General features: G+C 41.5%; 16 protein-coding genes. 1 reads left to right on the top strand and 15 read right to left on the bottom strand.

The genetic code is table 11. From position 1 onward, the window contains the following. Positions 1–187 precede the first annotated feature (187 nt). The 8 genes from P2W71_RS10975 to P2W71_RS10940 form a co-directional block, all read right to left on the bottom strand. The gene (locus P2W71_RS10975) at positions 188–1,069 is read right to left on the bottom strand and encodes a universal stress protein (protein WP_276370787.1); all 882 of its coding nucleotides are present in this window, start codon (positions 1,067–1,069) and stop codon (positions 188–190) included. Positions 1,070–1,401: 332 nt separating this feature from the next. Then, positions 1,402–2,688 (bottom strand): glycoside hydrolase family 57 protein, encoded by a 1,287-nt coding sequence (locus P2W71_RS10970; RefSeq protein ID WP_276370784.1) that lies wholly within the window; start codon positions 2,686–2,688, stop codon positions 1,402–1,404. Further along, positions 2,657–3,991: a glycosyltransferase family 4 protein gene (locus tag P2W71_RS10965; protein ID WP_276370782.1), complete on the bottom strand. Its 1,335-nt coding sequence runs from the start codon at positions 3,989–3,991 to the stop codon at positions 2,657–2,659. The genes P2W71_RS10970 and P2W71_RS10965 overlap by 32 nt, the downstream gene beginning before the upstream one ends. A gap of 295 nt (positions 3,992–4,286) precedes the next feature. Next, positions 4,287–4,757: a YbhB/YbcL family Raf kinase inhibitor-like protein gene (locus P2W71_RS10960; RefSeq protein ID WP_276370779.1), complete on the bottom strand. Its 471-nt coding sequence runs from the start codon at positions 4,755–4,757 to the stop codon at positions 4,287–4,289. A gap of 9 nt (positions 4,758–4,766) precedes the next feature. Continuing rightward, entirely contained in the window at positions 4,767–5,015 is a 249-nt protein-coding gene (locus P2W71_RS10955; RefSeq protein WP_276370776.1) for a YtxH domain-containing protein, read from the bottom strand. A 166-nt stretch (positions 5,016–5,181) separates the two neighbouring features. Next, positions 5,182–6,510: an erythromycin esterase family protein gene (locus tag P2W71_RS10950; RefSeq protein ID WP_276370774.1), complete on the bottom strand. Its 1,329-nt coding sequence runs from the start codon at positions 6,508–6,510 to the stop codon at positions 5,182–5,184. A gap of 9 nt (positions 6,511–6,519) precedes the next feature. Then, positions 6,520–8,457 (bottom strand): ATP-dependent zinc metalloprotease FtsH, encoded by a 1,938-nt coding sequence (gene ftsH, locus P2W71_RS10945; RefSeq protein ID WP_276370772.1) that lies wholly within the window; start codon positions 8,455–8,457, stop codon positions 6,520–6,522. A 50-nt stretch (positions 8,458–8,507) separates the two neighbouring features. After that, on the bottom strand, positions 8,508–8,810 hold the full coding sequence (locus tag P2W71_RS10940; RefSeq protein WP_276370769.1) for a phosphoribosylpyrophosphate synthetase: 303 nt from the start codon (positions 8,808–8,810) through the stop codon (positions 8,508–8,510). 230 nt (positions 8,811–9,040) lie between these two features. Here P2W71_RS10940 and P2W71_RS10935 point away from each other — a divergent pair, with 230 nt between their 5' ends. Next, positions 9,041–10,750, top strand: coding sequence for an alpha-amylase family glycosyl hydrolase (locus tag P2W71_RS10935; protein WP_276370767.1), 1,710 nt, complete (start codon positions 9,041–9,043; stop codon positions 10,748–10,750). Positions 10,751–10,766: 16 nt separating this feature from the next. Here P2W71_RS10935 and P2W71_RS10930 read toward each other — a convergent pair whose 3' ends face one another. The 7 genes from P2W71_RS10930 to P2W71_RS10900 all read right to left on the bottom strand — a co-directional run bounded on the left by P2W71_RS10930 (position 10,767) and on the right by P2W71_RS10900 (position 18,760). Beyond that, on the bottom strand, positions 10,767–12,347 hold the full coding sequence (locus tag P2W71_RS10930) for a PAS domain-containing sensor histidine kinase (protein WP_276370764.1): 1,581 nt from the start codon (positions 12,345–12,347) through the stop codon (positions 10,767–10,769). A gap of 347 nt (positions 12,348–12,694) precedes the next feature. Then, positions 12,695–13,525: a universal stress protein gene (locus P2W71_RS10925; protein ID WP_276370763.1), complete on the bottom strand. Its 831-nt coding sequence runs from the start codon at positions 13,523–13,525 to the stop codon at positions 12,695–12,697. 247 nt (positions 13,526–13,772) lie between these two features. Then, positions 13,773–14,858 carry a response regulator gene (locus tag P2W71_RS10920; protein ID WP_276370761.1) on the bottom strand — a complete coding sequence of 362 codons (1,086 nt, stop codon included), beginning with the start codon at positions 14,856–14,858 and terminating at the stop codon, positions 13,773–13,775. Between the two features lie 130 nt (positions 14,859–14,988). Next, positions 14,989–16,605: a chaperonin GroEL gene (gene groL, locus P2W71_RS10915; protein WP_276370759.1), complete on the bottom strand. Its 1,617-nt coding sequence runs from the start codon at positions 16,603–16,605 to the stop codon at positions 14,989–14,991. Between the two features lie 11 nt (positions 16,606–16,616). Then, positions 16,617–17,021: a hypothetical protein gene (locus P2W71_RS10910; protein ID WP_276370757.1), complete on the bottom strand. Its 405-nt coding sequence runs from the start codon at positions 17,019–17,021 to the stop codon at positions 16,617–16,619. A 183-nt stretch (positions 17,022–17,204) separates the two neighbouring features. Next, a complete protein-coding gene (locus P2W71_RS10905; RefSeq protein ID WP_276370755.1) occupies positions 17,205–17,522 on the bottom strand; it encodes a carboxymuconolactone decarboxylase family protein in 318 nt (105 codons plus the stop codon). A 50-nt stretch (positions 17,523–17,572) separates the two neighbouring features. Next, positions 17,573–18,760, bottom strand: a complete 1,188-nt coding sequence (locus P2W71_RS10900) for a polymer-forming cytoskeletal protein (RefSeq protein ID WP_276370753.1) — start codon at positions 18,758–18,760, stop codon at positions 17,573–17,575. Positions 18,761–18,768: the final 8 nt, after the last annotated feature.

Here is an 18,768-nt window from a genome sequence, read left to right as displayed (position 1 = left end):
ATGTACCAGCGTAAGGGATTGGTGCCAGATTCCTGCACTCCTTTCCATCCCGATATGTTGGGCGTGCCGCACCCAGCATTCTATCATGGCGGCAACAAAAGTTTTGTTGTTCTTTCTATCATACTGAAAAAGGTTAAATTAAAAATAGTCCACCTACACATTGCTTATACCTACCCTGCTCGGAAGATCACATTGTACTACTTGCCAAATCCTTTTCAGTCTTATCTTCGACAGCAGCAGAATTTACAGAAACGGCTAACACAGGTATATGGGCATGGTAAACAACCGTTTCGGTAACGCTAACAAAACATTTGGGATGATTTTTATGGTCATAGGTGATCATCGCAACATACTCAGGTTTTTCTATTTCGAGAAATTGTAAAATTCCTTTTTCAACGTCAGGATGGTCATAGATCGCTCTTTCAAATTTTAACTCAGGATACCGCATTTCAAACGCCTTCATCCGTAGGTGAATCTCTTCGGTGTTTTTAAAGTTATCCGGCGTGTTGATATAAAGCAATTGAATCGTGGACCCCAATGCCTGAACGATCTTTCTTACCTTTCCGAAGGGTTTGCTGATGTCAAAGTCAAAAGTATCAGGAAGTACAACCTTGTTCCACTTCACATCGCGCTTTTCTTTTTTAACCGCTAATACAGGGCGCGAAGATTCACGGATTACTCTTTGTGTAGTTGAGGCAATAAAGTCTTTACCGGCGGCGGTATTTCCGTGGGACCCCATTACAATAACATCTACATTTTCCTGTTTCGATTGTCGAATAATTTCATCGCTTGTCACACCATACGTAATAACTTTTTTCACAGGGATGTCTTTAAATAGACCACTTCCCGACAGGTCTTGAAGTTTTACCAATGCTTCATTTGTGCTTATGATAACTTCGGGGTGTTTCATCTTTTCTGTCTCCGATAAAGCCTCCCAACGGGTAAGCAGGGTCGGAATGTTGTGCTGCAAAATTATCTCTCCACCAGCTGGTTTTACTATTGCCACAGCCGTAAATAAGGCATTCGTGGAATAAGCGGAAAAATCGGTAGGTACTAAAATGGTTTTCATGACAGTAGTATTATGTTTTCTGACTCGATTAAAAATTCCGTATCGTTAAGATCAAATTTGTCAATGAAAAGTGAGTTTAACAGTGACATTTATTTTATGCCCAACTGATTCTTATCATAAATTCAGCTTGGAACTGGCATACCCTTAAGTCATTTTTTAAAAGGTCATCAATGAGGCTTGGTGCAGAGAAAACTGACTCAAAAAACAGCCAGGTATATTCAAGAGTTTGCGGCAATTGACTATCACTTTGTCTACCTTTCCGTATATGCTGTAAGCGGGCGGAGAATAAGCGGGCGGGATTTTCTCCGCACCGCTGTACCTCAACAGAAACATTATTTAGCAGCAATTGATGTGTTCACGCCGGGTGTTTCACGCTTCACGAATTGATACCAGTGACTTCGCGCTTGTTTTTCCATTTCATTCTTGACTTTGAGCTCAAGGTCTCCCAATACATTCATGTAATTCATAAAGGCTTCGTAAGGAGAACCATAGGGGCTAAAATACTGATGCACATTGCCATCATTATCCTTTTTTGTGCACATATAGTAAAAATGGTCGCTAGTCTGCAAGTAGCGATAGTCAGCTATAAGTTTCGCATTACCAGTGCCTAAAATTTTGCTATGCAGTTTCGTTAACGTATCAAACGCGTCAGCCTGCAAGTCCCCACCTAACCAGGCGGAAAGATCACGTTCCTGATCTGCCCAGGAAATCAGTTTACTTGTTGAAACAACATCGACTGGTTCCAACAGCTTAATCGCTTCTGATGGCGTTACAAATTGAAACTTTTTATCATTGGCCAGGTTGGACAAAACGTTCTGCATAAATTCAAAAATTCCGCAATCAGCTTTTTTGTGTTCACCAAAAGTTTCATAATCCAAACCCAGTCCGATGAAATTCTGATCGGCGGGAATACCTTTCAGCCAAGAGACATATTTGTTCGGCGTTAAAGGATATTCACACCAATTCGTATCTGAATAACGAAAAGCGATATCGTCACTTAAAGCATAATTGCGTGGAAAAAGGATTAGATCTGCAGCAGGGTGTTTATATAATGCATTCGGTGTTTTTCCTTTCAATAAACTCTCCACACCATCCAGGTACATTCCTTTAAAACCCAATTCATGCACAACTTCACCAATACCATTTGAATAAATCAATTCCGTGTTTCTGAAAATTTGGGGCTTGACACCAAAAAGCTCACTAACTTTTTTTTGATGCTGTTTTACCTGTGTAACAAATTCAGTTTTATCTACCATAAATGACAACGAATGATAATAAGTCTCGCCTAAGAATTCTACAGCGCCCGTAGCCGCAAGGGCTCGAAAGCTCTCCAAGACTTCGGGAGCATAGGCCGACAGTTGGTCCAGCGCTACCCCGGAAATGGAAAATGTGATTCTTATTTGCTGATGTTTTTTGATAAGCTTAAGAAGCATTTTATTCGCGGGCAGATAACAATTTTGCGCGATTCTTTTTAATATGTTTTCATTCAAGGCATCATCAAAGTATGAAGCGTTGGATCCGATATCAAAAAATTGAAATTTTTTGAGGCGTTTCGGTTGATGAACCTGGAAATATACATTCAGGTATTTAGTTTGGCTGGATGATGGCTGTGAGTTCATGATAGAGGTCTTTAATTTTTTTTGAAGCTTGAGTCCAGGTAAGTGATTCAAGCTCCCTTTTGCTGTTGATCTGAAGTAAGCTTGAAAGTTTTTTGTACTTTAAGACGTTGAGCATCGCGCTGGCCATCGCGTCGATATCCCAAAAATCTATTTTTATAGCGTGCTCCATTACTTCTGCGACGCCGGATTGATTGGAAACAATAACAGGCACCCCTGATTGAATGGCCTCCAGTGGGGTAATTCCAAAAGGCTCTGAGACAGACGGCATAACATAGAGATCACTAACCGACCATACACGATGTATTTGATCAGCTTTCAAGAAGCCGGTAAAATGAAATCGTGACGACATTTTTAACTGCGCCACCCGTTCCATCATGGCTGGCAAAAGATCTCCGGATCCTGCCATGATAAAATGCGTTTCGGGAAAATAATCCAGGACGATGCGTGCAGCTTCAATAAAATATTGTGGCCCTTTCTGATAGGTGATTCTTCCTAAGAATGTTACGATGTGGTCACCAATCTTCGGTAAGTCTAACGTATTTATAATTTCATCGGGAGTAATTCCATTGTGAACAACCCTTACCTTGTCTTCAGGGATGTTGTATCGCGAAACGACAATATCTTTCGTTAGATGGCTGACCGCTATGATCAGGTCGGCCTCCTCCATTCCCTCGCGTTCTATTTCAAATACCTCCGGATTAATATTTTTTTCTCCCGCTCTGTCGTATTCAGTAGCATGTACATGAATGATCAGGGGTTTTCCGGAAACCTTCTTTGCTTCAATCCCTGCTCTATAGGTAAGCCAATCGTGCGCATGGATTAAATCAAAGGAATATTGTTGCGCTATAACGGATGCTACTTCTGCGTAGGACACAACTTCCTCCATTAAAGATGGACCATACGACCCTGTGAATGCATAACGTTTTCCCCCGACAATCTTCTTTTCGGTGGTGTCTTCAGTTAGATATTCGTAAGTCCACTTCGTGATAGATTTCGTTTCATGCCACGACTCAACATTTGTGTACGGCACTAACGTAGACGCTACTTTTATCTCTACTGATTCCTGTTCAGCGGTATGGATAGTCCCCGGAATTATCACTTCTTCTTCAGTTGCTCCGACTAATATTTTAGATGCGCTGATCATCTCAAACTTTTCGTCTCCATAGGCATGTGGGACTACAAACAGCACGCGGATATTTTCCTCCATCAGGGATTTCGTAAGGCCATAACACGCCGTTCCTAGTCCGCCGGAAATATGCGGCGGAAATTCCCATCCAAACATCAAGACCGTCTTTCTATCCACTTAGGTTAATGCTGATTAGTTGCTGCAAACTGTTAAAAAGAAGGGCCCATGCCTATGATTAATGGATGGACGATGTCCTGATATTTGTCATACAACGGTGTTCCACGAAATGTCTTTTCAAATCTTTACTGCAGATAGATACTTCAACGCAAGTTCATTCACGTTTTAATTTTGTTTATTGATAAAAAGGTGACGGATTGGCTACCTGATCATTTGACTTCATACGTCAAAGATCCGCATACAGGAACAGCAGTCTTTACCGGACGTTACCAAAGGATGTGAATTCCTCTGACCGCTACCGATGCGACCGCTTGTACACACCAACGGTTTCACCATACGCTAATATATGATCGCCCATCGCATCTTCCACCTCACTTCTGGACGAACCCTCCGGAAGGTCAATCAAATCATCTAAAGCATATACCTTAAAAAAATAACGGTGGGTTCCCAACGGCGGGCAAGGACCACCGTAAGCAATTCTTCCAAAGTCGTTCATACCCTGATCACCTGGCGTTTCATCCTCATTAATGTTTTCAACAACTGGTATATTCCAGACGAGCCAGTGCAGCCAAGTACCATTCGGAGCATCCGGGTCATCGACGATGAGCACGAGACTTTTAGCATCGGAAGGGATGTTTTCTATTTGCAATGGAGGATTAATATCTTCTCCATCGCAAGTATATCGTGCTGGTATTGTTCCGCCGGATTTAAAAGCGGCACTAACAATATTTAATGCCTTGCGCTCAATTTGAACGGATGAGGGCATAAGCAATGATTAGTCGATTATTTCGGCCTTAGCTGATGAACCTTCCTTTTTGACTTTCTTTAACTTCCCAGTCACGGTATCCATTACTTCTTCAAACTTTTCCTCAATCTTCTCATTCACTGAATCCATCAAGTCTTCAGTCTTTCTGGAAATACGTTTTCTGGTATTCGAACCCTTTTCCGGAGCAAATAATACTCCCAATACGGCGCCTGCGGCTAGTCCAGCCAAAACGCCTAAAAATAATTTTCCTGAACGCATATGTTTAATTTTGTTTGTGAATCAATTTACTTTCGTCCATTTGATAAAACTATGATAACAATCATAAATACAAAGTGAATTTTGTCAATCTGATTTTTATCTTCGGTTGACCTTCAACATAACTCAAAGGCCTTAGTCCTATTCAGTGAGAGAATAGTTTCAGACGCTACACGCCAAAGGGATAAGTTTCTGGCATTTGGTTTCCGTCCGGTTGAACATGCAACGCGTGCAATGCTTTAGTATGTTCAAAAAATACAAATGCATCATACCGGTAAGGCAAAACGCTGGGAACATAATTTCCAAATCTTTCTGAGTCCGGTTGATATACGACGCCAATTGCCCGGTGGCCTATCGCTTGATCCAGGATCTTTTTATCGGCAAAATCATTCAAGAACAAAAAGCCATTTTGTATGTCGGTATGATGCAATATATCTTCCCAACTATTCGTCACAGCGGGAGGCACATGCATGTGCTGAGGTTCTTCGCCCCAACGCGATGCCGCGATAACACTTCCCTGATAAGAACCAAAACCCATTAAGAAGACATTGCTGTTTCCAAATTTCTTTCGCGCAAGTTCTCCCAGGTTATGCATACCGCTTATTTGCATATCTGTAGCCCGGGCATCACCGATGTGGGTATTGTGTGCCCATACAATTGCTTTGGATTTTTTACCATGAAAATGTAACAGCTTTTCCAATGTCTCCATCATGTGGGAATCACGAATGTTCCATGTCTCGGCACCACCGTGCAACATGGCGCGGTAATACTTTTCAGCATTTAAAGCGATGTGCGCATTTTGTTCGGTGCTAAAAACATTTTCATAGTCAGAATTATTTTGAGGCGATTTTTTCCGAACCTCGGAAAGTAACGCAACAACCTCCTGGGTACACGGTTCGGGAACCAACAAGGAAGCATAGGCATATCCTGTTCCCTCATCGCGTCTATAGGGTTGAAAACACTGAAAAGCTCTTTCTGCAACGGCCAGCGCAGCCGGGTCCGCTTTCTTCAGGTAGTTAATAATCGCCTCCATCGATTCCCATAAGCTGTATACATCCAATCCGTAGAAACCCGCTTTTTTATTGACAGGCAATGACTTGTTATGATCATACAACCATTCCGCCAGTGCAACAGTTTCCCAATTGGCCCACATCCAGGTAGGCCATCGGTTGAACGAATGCAACACATCATAGGCGCTGGTCCCTGACTCCGGATAATTTTTTGCATATCGATTAAGCTTAAAGCAATCAGGCCAGTCACCTTCCACTGCAATGAAATTAAATCCCTTTTCATGGATTAGTCGTTGTGAGATGGTGGACCGCCAGGTATAATATTCGTGAGAGCCGTGAGAGGCTTCGCCCAGCATTACGATCTTTGCATCTCCGATACGGTCAAGTATGGTATCGATATCAATGGCAGTCTGCAGCGGAAAGATGTGCGGACGCAGAAAATCGGCAACCCTTTGTGTAGGGTGTATTGTAGATTGTTGGGTTTGCATAAAACAACTTCATTTGGTAGCAACAAGTTTAGGAGGTACCGTGACACCACGTTTTCCTAACACCTTCTCAATTTCATCTTTATAAATAATCTCCCTTTTTAGCAGGAGCTCCGCGATATCAATCAACTCATCCTTGTGCTCGATGAGAATAGTTTTTGCCTGCTGATAGCAAGCCTCTACAAGTTTTCTCACTTCTTCGTCAATAAGTTTTGCGGTTTCTTCACTATAAGGTTTTTGCAAAGCATTATCGTTTCTACCGGTAGAATCATAAAAACTGATATTTCCGATTTTCTTATTAAAGCCAAAGTACGCTACCATAGTATACGCTTCTTTGGTCACTTTCTCCAGGTCGTCGACCGCACCCGAGGACACTTCGTTAAATGTAATTTCTTCGGCCGCTCGTCCAGCCAACGCGGCGGTTATACGTTGGGTAAGCTGTGTAACTGTTCGGATCTGGCGTTCTTCAGGCAAATACCATGCGGCGCCAAGCGATTTGCCTCGTGGTATAATCGATACCTTTAATAGTGGATCAATGTATTTCAGCAGCCAACTAACAATGGCATGGCCTGCTTCGTGATACGCTATGATTTTCTTTTCTTCCGGGGATATGATTTTGCTCTTTTTTTCAAGACCTGCAACAATTCTGTCGATCGCTTCAAGGAAATCCTCCCTTTCAACTTTCTCTTTTTTCTTTCGGGCAGCAATAAGGGCGGCTTCATTGCAAATATTAGCAATATCAGCGCCTGAAAATCCGGGTGTTTGTGACGCTAGAAAATCCACATCCACATTTTCTTCCAGCACGAGCGGCTTAAGGTGTACCACAAAAATTGCTCTTCGTTCAACCATATTCGGAAGCTCGAGATAAATATGCCGATCAAACCTTCCCGGCCGCAATAATGCCGGATCAAGAATATCCGCCCGATTCGTAGCTGCTAAAACGATCACACCAGTATTTGTCCCAAACCCATCCATTTCAGTGAGTAATTGATTTAATGTACTCTCACGTTCATCGTTCGCACCGGTGTACAATGCATTCTTTCCACGTGAGCGACCAACTGCATCGATCTCATCAATGAATACAATACATGGTGCCTTTTCTTTTGCTTGTTTAAAAAGATCGCGTACCCGCGATGCGCCAACGCCAACAAACATTTCCACAAATTCAGAACCAGACAAAGAAAAAAAAGGAACTTTCGCTTCACCGGCAACTGCTTTTGCAAGAAGTGTTTTTCCTGTACCCGGAGGACCCACAATAATCACACCTTTGGGAATTTTTGCACCGAGTTTCGTATATCTTTTGGGGTCCTTCAGAAAATCCACGATTTCTTTCACTTCCACTTTTGCTTCCTCTAATCCAGCAACGTCATCGAAGGTTACTTGACTTTTTTTGTCGTTTTCCAATAACCTCGCAGTCGATCTACCAAAGTTAAAAATGGAAGATCCGCCGGCGCCATCGCCCTGACCACGAAATAAAAGTCTGAACATAAAGAATACGAGCACTGCCGGAATCACCCAAGGAAGAAAATCAGAGATCGAGCCTTTATCCTGATAACTAACAGGAATACGCTGATCAGCCTCAACATCTTGTTGGGCTAATTCTAATTTATGTTCAAAAGACTCTACCGAACCAATGTTAAAGGTAAAGTGAGGTCCGGGGTTCAAGCCTCCGATGATGGGCGACCTTAAAGCATCGGCAAAAGCTGAATCCTTACTAAATTCTTTTTTGATGTACACTTCAGCAGTTTCTCTGTTTATCACGACAATACGATCCACCGCTTTTCTTTTAAGCATGTCTTTTTGAAATTGATACCATGTGATTTCCCCTGGTGATGAAAAAAAATTAGGAAGAAAGATGAGTACCAATACAAACACCAAAAAAATAACCAATGGAATATTTACTTTCGGCAGCTTCCATTTCGGCCTTGTGTCGTTGCTTTTCTTATCCACTTTGATAAATTTTAAATTGACGAGTGCTTTTAAGTCGATAGGATTGTTAGCTAATGCCTGATCTCGAGGTCTCTGATCAATTGTTCATTGGCGGGGTCCGATGAAATACCGTATCCGTCCACCATCACTCCTTTAATTCCATCCTTGGATTCGATAGCATAAACAACCGCTTGATCATCAGGATTCGTAGCTCCTTCAAATCGATAAACTTCAGTAATCAAAAATTTATCCGGCGAAAGAGAAAATGGCGACTGATGAGATTGGATTCCATCAAACCCAATATTAAAGTCGATCGTATAGCCCCTCCGCTGGAGATCTTCTATTGCCTCCAGAACTGATTTGTAATTCACCATAATTTCAATTATTTACTACAATGAAGATGGCGGGACGATCCAACTATCCCTATGATGTTTTCATGACAAAAAACTGATTTAAATCACCTCTGAGATTTAACAAATGCTGCTGATAAAAGTCATCAGAATCTTATTGAAGTTATTTCGGTATTAATGAAAAATAAAATTCAACTTCGCAATACCTTGAAACGCACGATAAGTTTACTATCCAGTAAAGCGTAACTTACAATATGACCAAAAAAGGCATTTCCATTAACGACCTTGATCTCTCACCAAAGCCCGGAAAAATCTATTGGAGAAATTGTCAACGCGAATGGCGGGAAGAATTTATCTATTTTCTTATGGTTGATCGATTCCATGATGACTACGAACGAAGCCCGTTACCGTCTGCGGGTAAAACAAAAGGCTTTGGGACGGAAGAACAATTGAAGCACACTTGTGGAGGGACCCTTCGTGGAATAACGAAGCACCTGGACTACATACGCGACCTTGGCTGCACATCCATGTGGCTGAGCCCTGTATTTGAAAATAACGCAAACGCATATCATGGTTACGCCGTACAAGATTTTACACAAATCGATAAAAGATTTGGAACGCTAAAAGATTTTGTCGATTTGGTTGACAGGGCACATGCTTTAGACATGCGGGTTTTCCTGGATGTAAGCTTGCATCACTCCGGTGACAATTGGGCTTATCCACATGACTATCCATATTACTATTATAACGGCGCTGTATTTCCATTTGGAAAATGGCGTTACGAAGATAAACCTGTGCCCGTAGAATTACGCAATCCGGATTTGTATTGGAGAAAAGGGCAAATCAGAAATTTCGATAGCTATCCTGAAACACGCGAAGGAGATTTCGAAAACCTGAAAGCATTTAAAAATGATGACTCGCCGGAGGCTTTGTATGTGCAAGAAATATTAACAAAGATTCATTGCTACTGGATACGCGAAACAGATATCGATGGATTTCGATTGGACGCTGTGAAACACATGGGTGAGAAAACCATCAGTCAATTTTGTTCACACATTCGGGAATACGCTCACAAATTAGGAAAGAGAAATTTTTTTCTCTTTGGCGAGCTCGTGGGTCCGGAGGAAATGTATAATAATTACATTGGTCCAAAGACTTCAATCATCGTCGAAGATACGGCAATTTATTATGGCCTGGATTCTGTACTTGACTTCCCGCTTTATCATGTTCTTTCGAATGTAATTCTCGGAAAATCTACACCTGAAAAACTAATAAACCGTTACGAAGCCCTGCGAAGAAGCGCGTTGTCGCGTGGTGAGTTTGGCGAGTTTCTGGTAACCTTCATAGATAATCATGATCAGGTGGGGCAAACATTTAAAAGACGGTTTGGAAATGAGGCAACAGAAAAACAGATCATTGCAGGCATCGGTTTTTTGCTTTGTGCGCTTGGGACGCCCTGCATTTACTACGGCACCGAGCAAGGGTTGATGGGAAGTGGCGAAGGCGAATGGAATATCCGGGAATCCATGTTCAGTCTGGATGACAAAAAATCTAACGTGTTAAATAAGGACAATACCATCTATAAGGAAATTGCAAACCTTGCATCACTTCGACAAAAAAGTGAAGTTCTGAAATTTGGGCGCATGTATATGCGCGATTTTTCACAGGACGGCAAAACCTTTCACTTACCTGTTTACGAGGATTGTCTATTGGCTTTTTCTAGGATTCTATATGACGAGGAAATGTTAATTGTCTACAATGACTCTACCATAGAAGAAGATGAAGAATACATTTGTGTCGACCGGCATTTGAATCCGGAAGGTAGTGTATTTCGATATTGTTACGGCGCAACGGGAAAGATACATGTTTTAAAAAACGAAGATGGAAGCCGCCACTTCATCAAACTGAAATTAAAACCCGAGCAATTTGTAGTATTAACAAATTACCCGAAATCCTTTTCTTAAAAATTTTACCCCAGGTTTAATGATTTTCTAAGGTAACTTTGATCTCAGTACCCTTACCTACCTCACTTTGCACTTCAACCGAACCATTTGCCAGCTCAACGTAACGTTTAAGGATGTGCAACCCTAGCCCAGTACCTTGAACATTCCCAGCATTCGAGGCACGGAAAAATCGTTCGAACAGATGTTTTTGATCTTGTAAAGGTATCCCAATGCCATCATCTTTTACGGTAAGGTGAATAGAGTTGTTAACATGGGCTTTTACATAGATGTTTGAATTCTCCGGGGAATATTTGATAGCATTCGAAACAAGGTTGTCCATAATATTTCCTAACAACGACTTGTCAATATGATAATTATCCTCCCCTTCATGGTCAAAGATTATGTTTTGCCCGGGTTTGGTAAAGTTTTTTAAATGATCACAAGCGTTGCTTATATATTCCCGTACATTCAAAAGGTTGGGCTGGAGTTCAATTTCGCCTTCTTCAATTTTTGAAAGGGATAAAAATTCGTCCAACATTAACGTCATGCTGTTAATCGCGGATTTGATTCTGGACAGTTGCCTTCCAACTTTTTCCTTAAATTCATCAGACGCATACTTCCCTAAAATAAAACTGGAAGATTGAATTGTGGTAAGCGGGGTTCTGAATTCATGGGATGCTAACGTGACAAAGTCCGACTTCATCTTATTTAATTCCGTCTGGGCGTCAAGTGCTTTCCTGATTTCATCTTCCGCCCGCTTGTGTGCAGTTAAATCCGAAATTGCATTCAACAAACACGGTTGTTCTTGGACTTGAATGGCTTGAACAGAAATTGATGCCCAAATCGGGTCACTGTGTTTGGGTTTCAACCACACCTCAACATCTTTTACTTTGCCTGGCAAGATGGAGTGTAAAGCCAAATCATTTTTTGGATCGTCATAGTTTAAAATTTTTAACTGAATTGCAGATTTTCCTTTCAGCTCCTCTCGTGTATATTGTACCAAGTCAGCATACGCCTGGTTGCAATCCACAATAATACCATCATGCTGCCGAGTAATGACAAGTCCAATAGGGCTTTCATAGAATAATTTTCCAAATAAATCTTTTGCGTTTCTTAATTCATGCTGTACACGTATTCGCTTGTTGAAATTATAACGGATTGAAAAGAAGGTTGTGGCCAATAAAACTCCAATAGTTGCCAATAATTGCATAAACGTTCGTTCAAAAGCAGCAACGTTTTGTTCGTTCTCCTGTTGTTCTTTGAACAGCTGTCGTTCCTCCTCTCCAATTACATGTGTTACCAGGCCTCTGATTTTTTCCCGATAAAATTTATTGCCTCGCAGTTTCGACTCGATGCTTCTCTGAATATCCAAATTTCGCTTTTGACTAATGAGAAGAAAAGAATCGGAAAAGGATATAAGTTGACCGAGAACCATCTCAAGCGAATCCATTCGTGCGCGCTGTGGATCACTATCATGAAGCATCAAACGGATAGAAGTAATATCCGAAAGACCTTTTTTTGCCCCATTGTAAAATTCAGCAGCGGATGTATCCTTCATGAAGAAGAATGCATTGCTTTCCAACTGCAGGTCTTTGGATAAGGAGTAGAGTTTTTGCATTTCATCTATAGATGCGCAAGTATTTAAGACTTTAATAGAAGATTGGCGGTATTCCCTGCTATTTTTAAAAGCAACTACTCCCAATATCGACACTGCGGTTATTAGAAGACCAAACAGAAAGCCAATAATAAGTTTGAAGGAGAACATTTACTAAGTCAGCGCTGGTTATTGCTTTGCATACCGTTAAAAATACAGCCGATCGATATTCTCATTCAATGACGTTTATCAGTTTCTGGTTTTTTTTAGTCAGTATCACACGTTTTTATCATCATAGACGCGCAGGTGCCGTACCATTACAACCGGACCGTACTTTACCGCCGAAAGTCACCTACAAAAGGATATTATCGCTACTTAGGAAAAATCAGCAAAGGTTTAGTTGTATCAAATGAAACCTCAGCTGACTTGCTTGACAGGAATAATCGTTCGTACCAGTCACGATTTTGATTTGTAAAAAGTACTACGACGGAGGGTTTGAAGCGACTTGCTGCTTTTTTCAAATGTTCGTCAAGGGTATCTTCAATATTCAATTTCTGAAAATAGAATTTAATACCTGGCGACTCATGAGCCCGCGCGATCTTTTTCAACTTATCCTGGGTTTCATTTACCTGATAAAGATAGTCATAGTGCAAAACGGAAATTTTGGCTTTTATCGTTCCCGCAAACTTTTTTATAGTTTTTAATTCCGTTCTCAGATTATTCAAGTCTGTGGAGTACAGCAAGTGAGAAATGGATGCTTTGCGATAATTTTTAGGAACTGCAAAAACCGGAATCGGCGAATGTGTTAAGACTGAAGAAGTATGCGTACCAAAAATCCTTCGAAGCCTTCCTGCGCCCTGTGTACCAATGCAAATAAAGTCAGCTTTGATTTTTTTTGCATAAGCAATGATTAGCTCACCCACCGGTGAACCCACCTGCGCAACACAGTCGTATTTTCCCGGACGTACTCCAATTTGTTTATAAACATCTTTTACAAAGCGGGTTAATTTGGCTTTGGCCGCTTCCACCTCTGATCTCTCAAATTGTTCATACTGGCTAGTGTTCCACCGTGTGGGCCTTTGCAATTCAATCACATGAAAAAATATGAGAGATGATTTATTTTGAGAAGCCAATTGGATGGCGAACTTCATTCCAGCCTTCGAGTTAGCTGATAGGTCTGTTGTAACAAGGATCTTAGTCACGCCTTTTAGATTTAAGATTATCAAAAATAAATTTCTTGTGTTCCTGTTAGCATGATATTGGTAAGCTCAAAATATGAGTTTTGTCATATTTCCTGAAAGGTTTATTTCAGTTTTTCGGGCAGCAGTTTCCACAAACAAAAGACAGACATGGATACGGCTTTGTTCGGCAACGGCGAAATCTTAATGAAATTAACAGATGAAGTTTCAGAAAGTTTAGATAACCACAACTAGTTCCAGCACCTGATTTTCAATAACGTAGCAATCGCTCAAGCTTTTGTTGATTCAGAACGCGGATCCCTTTTCCAGACATTTCAATCAGACTTTCATCTTTAAAGTCAGAGAGTGTTCGATTTAACGATTCAAGTGCGGTTCCAACAATGTTCGCCATGTCTTTTCTCGCGACGCTGATAATTGCATCCTCCCGTAATTTCAATGCATTTTCATTCATCTTGATCAATGCACTGGCTACACGTTGCCGGATGGATTGATATGCTAAGTCGAGTAACCTTTTCTCCATTTCTTCCAAATTATTGGAAAGCATCGTGATGAATTTGCGGGCTACATCCTTGCTTGAATATATCAATGTGAGAAAATCCGTTTTCGGTACCAGCGAGACACGAACGTCCTCCAGTGCTACCGCGCTTTCGTTATAAGGTTTGTCTTCTAATAACGGAACATAACCTAAGAATTCGCCTTCATTATAAAAACCTGTGATGAGCTCTTTACCCTCGTAATTGACTTTGTACGTTTTTATTTTACCTTGTTCGATGAAATACAAATCATTAGGGATTTGTCCTTCCATAAAAATAATGTCCTTTTTCTTAAAGGCGCGAACAGGTCTATTCTCCGATAATTTTTTAAACTCCTTCAATTCCCTTGCCTTGTTAAAGAACGTCTGAAGATCCTGCGGTTTTTTAGTGAAGGTTGTTTTTAAGAGTTCATTTTTTTTCAGCCGCATTTCAATTACTCTTAAGAGTTCCACATCATCAAAAGGTTTGGTGATGTAGTCATCAGCGCCTAAGCTCATCCCTTTACGAAAATCTGACAGATCGGCTTTTGCCGTAAGAAAAATAAAGGGAATATAAGCCGTGTCGGGACTACTATTTAAAATATGCGCCACGCCATAACCATCCAGTTCCGGCATCATGATATCGCATAATATCAGATCTGGCGGGTCCTGTTTCACCTGATCAATTCCCGACTTTCCATTGGATTTGTGTACAACATGATATCCAGCCAATTGAAGAATGGTGGAAATATTTTCAGCCATCTCTGGGTTATCTTCAATCAGTAAAATCTTTGGAACCAGACCCGCTGTAGTATTACGATCCATAACTCGTGTCATTTTCTATCTCCGAAAAGTATGTTACTAAATATTCTATATAAACAATTCGCTCAATAGCCTTCCCTACGCAACATCAGCGGATTGATTTTTTATAAAAAAGAAAAATAGAATCATCCTATTACATTTGTGGCATTAGCGGTATTGGCTCTTTTTCTTTCTCTCTTTTCTTCGCGATAACACACTCTGTCGTCAACATCATCATGGCAACGGACGCCGCATTTTCGAGTGCAAGCCTTCCCACTTTTGTTGGATCGATGATTCCAGCTTGTAAAAGGTTCTCAAATGTTTCTGTTTTGAAATTGAAGCCGTAATCTCCTTTACCATCTTTTACCCGCTGCAGAATCTCGTTGGCATCTAACCCAGCGTTAACAGCTAATTGCTTGATAGGCTCCTCAAGGGATTTCCTGACGATAAATATTCCAATTTTCTCTTCTTCATTGTCAGCAACAAGCGACTCCAAGGCTGCCATGCATCGCAAAAAAGTAATCCCGCCGCCAGGTATAATTCCTTCTGCCATGGCCGCGCGTGTAGCATTCAGTGCATCTTCTACACGGTCTTTTTTTTCCGTCATTTCCATTTCCGTTGCAGCACCGACATAAATAATTGCGACACCACCAGCAAGTTTGCCTAATCTTTCCTGCAATTTTTCTTTGTCGTAGTCGGAAGTTGTCTTTTCGATTTCAGCGCGGATTTGTTTGATCCTTATCGCGATATTTTCTTTGTCGCCAGAACCATTGATAATGGTTGTGTTATCCTTATTGATAATGATTTTTTCACACCGACCAAGTTGCTCGACTTGCGCTGACTCCAGTTTATATCCGCGTTCTTCAGCGATAACCGTTCCACCGGTAAGGATGGCGATATCTTCAAGAAGATCCTTTCGCCTGTCTCCAAAGCCTGGAGCTTTAACCGCTGCAACTTTTAAAACACCCCGGAGATTGTTTACGACAAGCGTCGCTAAAATATCGGCTTCAACATCTTCCGAGATTATTAACAAAGGAGCGCTTGCCTGCGAAACTTTTTCCAGCAACGGCAGCAAATCTTTAATACCTGAAATTTTCTTATCGTGAATAAGTATAAAGGGATGTTCGAAGACGACTTCCATTTTCTCTGGCTCCGTAGCAAAATAGGGTGATAAATAACCACGGTCAAACCGAAGCCCTTCCACAGTCTCAATAGTCGTCTCCATGCCTTTAGCGTCTTCAATGGTAATGACACTTTCTTTGCCAGCTTTGCTCATGGCATCGGCTATGAGTTTGCCTATTTCATTGTCGTTATTAGCAGATATAGACGCGACCTGTTCAATCTTTGCGCGGTCATCGCCTATTGCAATAGATTGACGTTTCATATCCTCTACAACAACTCTAACTGCCTTCGTAATTCCCCGGCGTACCTCCATAGGATTGATGCCCGCTTCGATACGCTTGAGGCCAATATTCACCATAGCCTGCGCCAACAATGTTGCTGTTGTAGTTCCGTCACCGGCTGCTTCAGAAGTCTTTACAGCTGCCTGTCGAAGCATCTTTGCACCCAGATCCTCGATCGGATCATCCAACTCAACTTGCTTTGCCACGGTAACTCCATCATTGCAAACTTGTGGATCGCCGTTAAGCTTTTCAAATATTACGGTGCGCCCTTTGGGGCCTAACGTAATGACTACCGCCTGCGCCAACGCATTCATTCCCTCCCTTAACTTTCTGCGAGCCTCTATATCAAAATCAATAATCTTACTCATGATTTTGGTATTTATTTCTTGATAAATTCAAAAACACGCTTCTTAAAAATTCTAATAAGCATCTGAATCTCATATATCTCCATGAGTAGTCTACGATGTGCTTCTCTAAAATTCTCTTCTTCCTGAAGGGACGTGCTTTTAATAACTGAAGCTAGTGCGCGTTCGTGACTTTTGATTTCTAGCCTGACCTTGTCAAGTTTCTCACCATAAATTTTGATAAGATCTTTTTCCAAGAACGCCAGATCCAGCGGTGGGCATGTTTCAACCAGTTCTTTTTTGTGCAAAAGCTTATAGTAAAAAGCCATTTCATCTGTCCAGAAACTGATCTCACTCAGCCATGTTAGGCTCTCTGCATGCAACGACTCAAGGCTTGCGTCCAACAAGTACTCGGTCTTGGGGTAGGTTAATAATTCCATAGGCTCAGAGGTTATTTTTTGTATTCGCTGTGGCTTTCACCAAATATTATCTCAATCAATAATTGAATGCTAAAGTATACACGTTAACAAACGGAGTATATGACTAAAGTCAATGCTACATGTGATTTTGAACAGGGAATCGTTGCCTAATCGGTACTTGAGGATTACCTATGGTGTTCGTGGTCATTCGGCCTTATCATAAACCTCCAAGGCAAGCGGAAGACTTGTAGTGACTCCTTTTAGCCCACACACTGTTAACGTAATAAGAATCGTGTCTTTAATTTCCTCCCGCGATGCACCGGCCTTCTTTGCCATCGGCACATGAAAAAAGACAGCCGTTGTATCTCCTAATGCAGCTTTTATTCCTATGTATATGAGTTGTTTTGTTTTGTCATTCAAGCCCGTTGTATGCTTCAGGGCCTCGACCAGTCCGTCAAAAGCTTTTGCAACTTCCGGAGCTTCGCGGTAAAAAGTTTCTATGGGATTTGTTTGTTGTTTCATGGGGGTAAGAAGGTTAAAGTTTTGATTTCTCGTGACCAAATGACCGCATGCTATGTACCGGCGGTCATTTGTTTTCGGCGCCAACTGATACTTTGAAGTATGCCTCCAAAACCCATGCACGCCAATAAGAACATCACCAACGGACCAACAAAAGGTGTTAAAGATGCCAGCTTAAGCACTATAAAAATTCCAAAAGCTGCCAGAATTATTTTGCGGGAGCTCCAGGATGAATTATAATTTGTGTTATTGATCCAATGTGCGATCAGCAGGGCTACAATTACGGTGGCAAGAATAATTACCGTAATAAAGGTTATCATCAATAAAATACCCACTGGTAATCCAACAATGGTTATGAAACACACGATGACCGCTACCGGTACCACGATCAGGAATAAAAATCCAAGCCCCAATGACTTTAAAGAAGCATTCTTAATAATGTTAGCGGCTTTGCTGAAGGTTACTTTAAAAAGATACTGAATAAGGATTATCATAATCAACGCAGTACCTAAGTACCAGAGTCCCATCAGTAGTGAGCCAAAGCCCAGGTAATGCCATTTACCAGTCTCCATCTTGAGCGAGGAATCAAAAGTAGCCTTACCGTTGCGAACGGCATTTCCAAAATCAAGCGATTCAGCGCTGTTCCAATACCTGACATCGTCGTTAAATTGCGCCTGCGATCCTAACTGAATCTCGCGGGCTGCAAGGATTGAAGCCCCGGCAACTGTTCCGTTCATGATTAACGTGCCGCCCCTGCAATCTATATCTTTGCCTGCTTTTCCATTCAAGGTTAACGTTCCTGATGCACTTTTGATTTGACCGTTAACATCGCCGTCGAGAACAACTTCGCCACCGGCAATGTATAGATCTCCTAATATCGATACACCCTTTTCTATAGTAATATTCGAGCCCGCCGCTACCACATCGCCTTCCACATTCTTTGAAAGTCTTACCGTACCTCCGGCGCAACGCACATCATCTTTTACATACCCGTTTATCATGACCGTTCCACCGGCCACCATAATATCCTGGGTGATGGTATCATTAATCGTGACAGTGCCGCCGGTAACAATAAGATCTCCATCAATGGGTGCATTAACAGTAACGTTACTTCCGGCAACGTAAAGATCGTTGGGGACTTTCTCATTGATAATAACATTCTCGCCCGATCGCATTTGACAAAATGCATGAACTGCTGAAAGCAGTATACAAGCTAAACTAAGTAATGCTGTAAGTTTCATAATAGTTG

This window comes from Chryseolinea sp. H1M3-3 (assembly GCF_029360725.1).
Lineage (GTDB): Bacteria > Bacteroidota > Bacteroidia > Cytophagales > Cyclobacteriaceae > Chryseolinea.
The sequence above is the reverse complement of the archived record's forward strand: the minus strand, read 5'-3'. Positions and strand labels throughout refer to the sequence as shown.

Bases quoted from the DNA above. Each gene is read 5' to 3' on its own strand.
- P2W71_RS10975 (WP_276370787.1), bottom strand. From the start codon at position 1,069: ATGAAAACCATTTTAGTACCTACCGATTTTTCCGCTTATTCCACGAAT.
- P2W71_RS10970 (WP_276370784.1), bottom strand. From the start codon at position 2,688: ATGAACTCACAGCCATCATCCAGCCAAACTAAATACCTGAATGTATAT.
- P2W71_RS10960 (WP_276370779.1), bottom strand. From the start codon at position 4,757: ATGCCCTCATCCGTTCAAATTGAGCGCAAGGCATTAAATATTGTTAGT.
- P2W71_RS10955 (WP_276370776.1), bottom strand. From the start codon at position 5,015: ATGCGTTCAGGAAAATTATTTTTAGGCGTTTTGGCTGGACTAGCCGCA.
- P2W71_RS10950 (WP_276370774.1), bottom strand. From the start codon at position 6,510: ATGCAAACCCAACAATCTACAATACACCCTACACAAAGGGTTGCCGAT.
- P2W71_RS10940 (WP_276370769.1), bottom strand. From the start codon at position 8,810: ATGGTGAATTACAAATCAGTTCTGGAGGCAATAGAAGATCTCCAGCGG.
- P2W71_RS10935 (WP_276370767.1), top strand. From the start codon at position 9,041: ATGACCAAAAAAGGCATTTCCATTAACGACCTTGATCTCTCACCAAAG.
- P2W71_RS10930 (WP_276370764.1), bottom strand. From the start codon at position 12,347: ATGCAAAAACTCTACTCCTTATCCAAAGACCTGCAGTTGGAAAGCAAT.
- P2W71_RS10920 (WP_276370761.1), bottom strand. From the start codon at position 14,858: ATGGATCGTAATACTACAGCGGGTCTGGTTCCAAAGATTTTACTGATT.
- groL (WP_276370759.1), bottom strand. From the start codon at position 16,605: ATGAGTAAGATTATTGATTTTGATATAGAGGCTCGCAGAAAGTTAAGG.
- P2W71_RS10910 (WP_276370757.1), bottom strand. From the start codon at position 17,021: ATGGAATTATTAACCTACCCCAAGACCGAGTACTTGTTGGACGCAAGC.
- P2W71_RS10905 (WP_276370755.1), bottom strand. From the start codon at position 17,522: ATGAAACAACAAACAAATCCCATAGAAACTTTTTACCGCGAAGCTCCG.
- P2W71_RS10900 (WP_276370753.1), bottom strand. From the start codon at position 18,760: ATGAAACTTACAGCATTACTTAGTTTAGCTTGTATACTGCTTTCAGCA.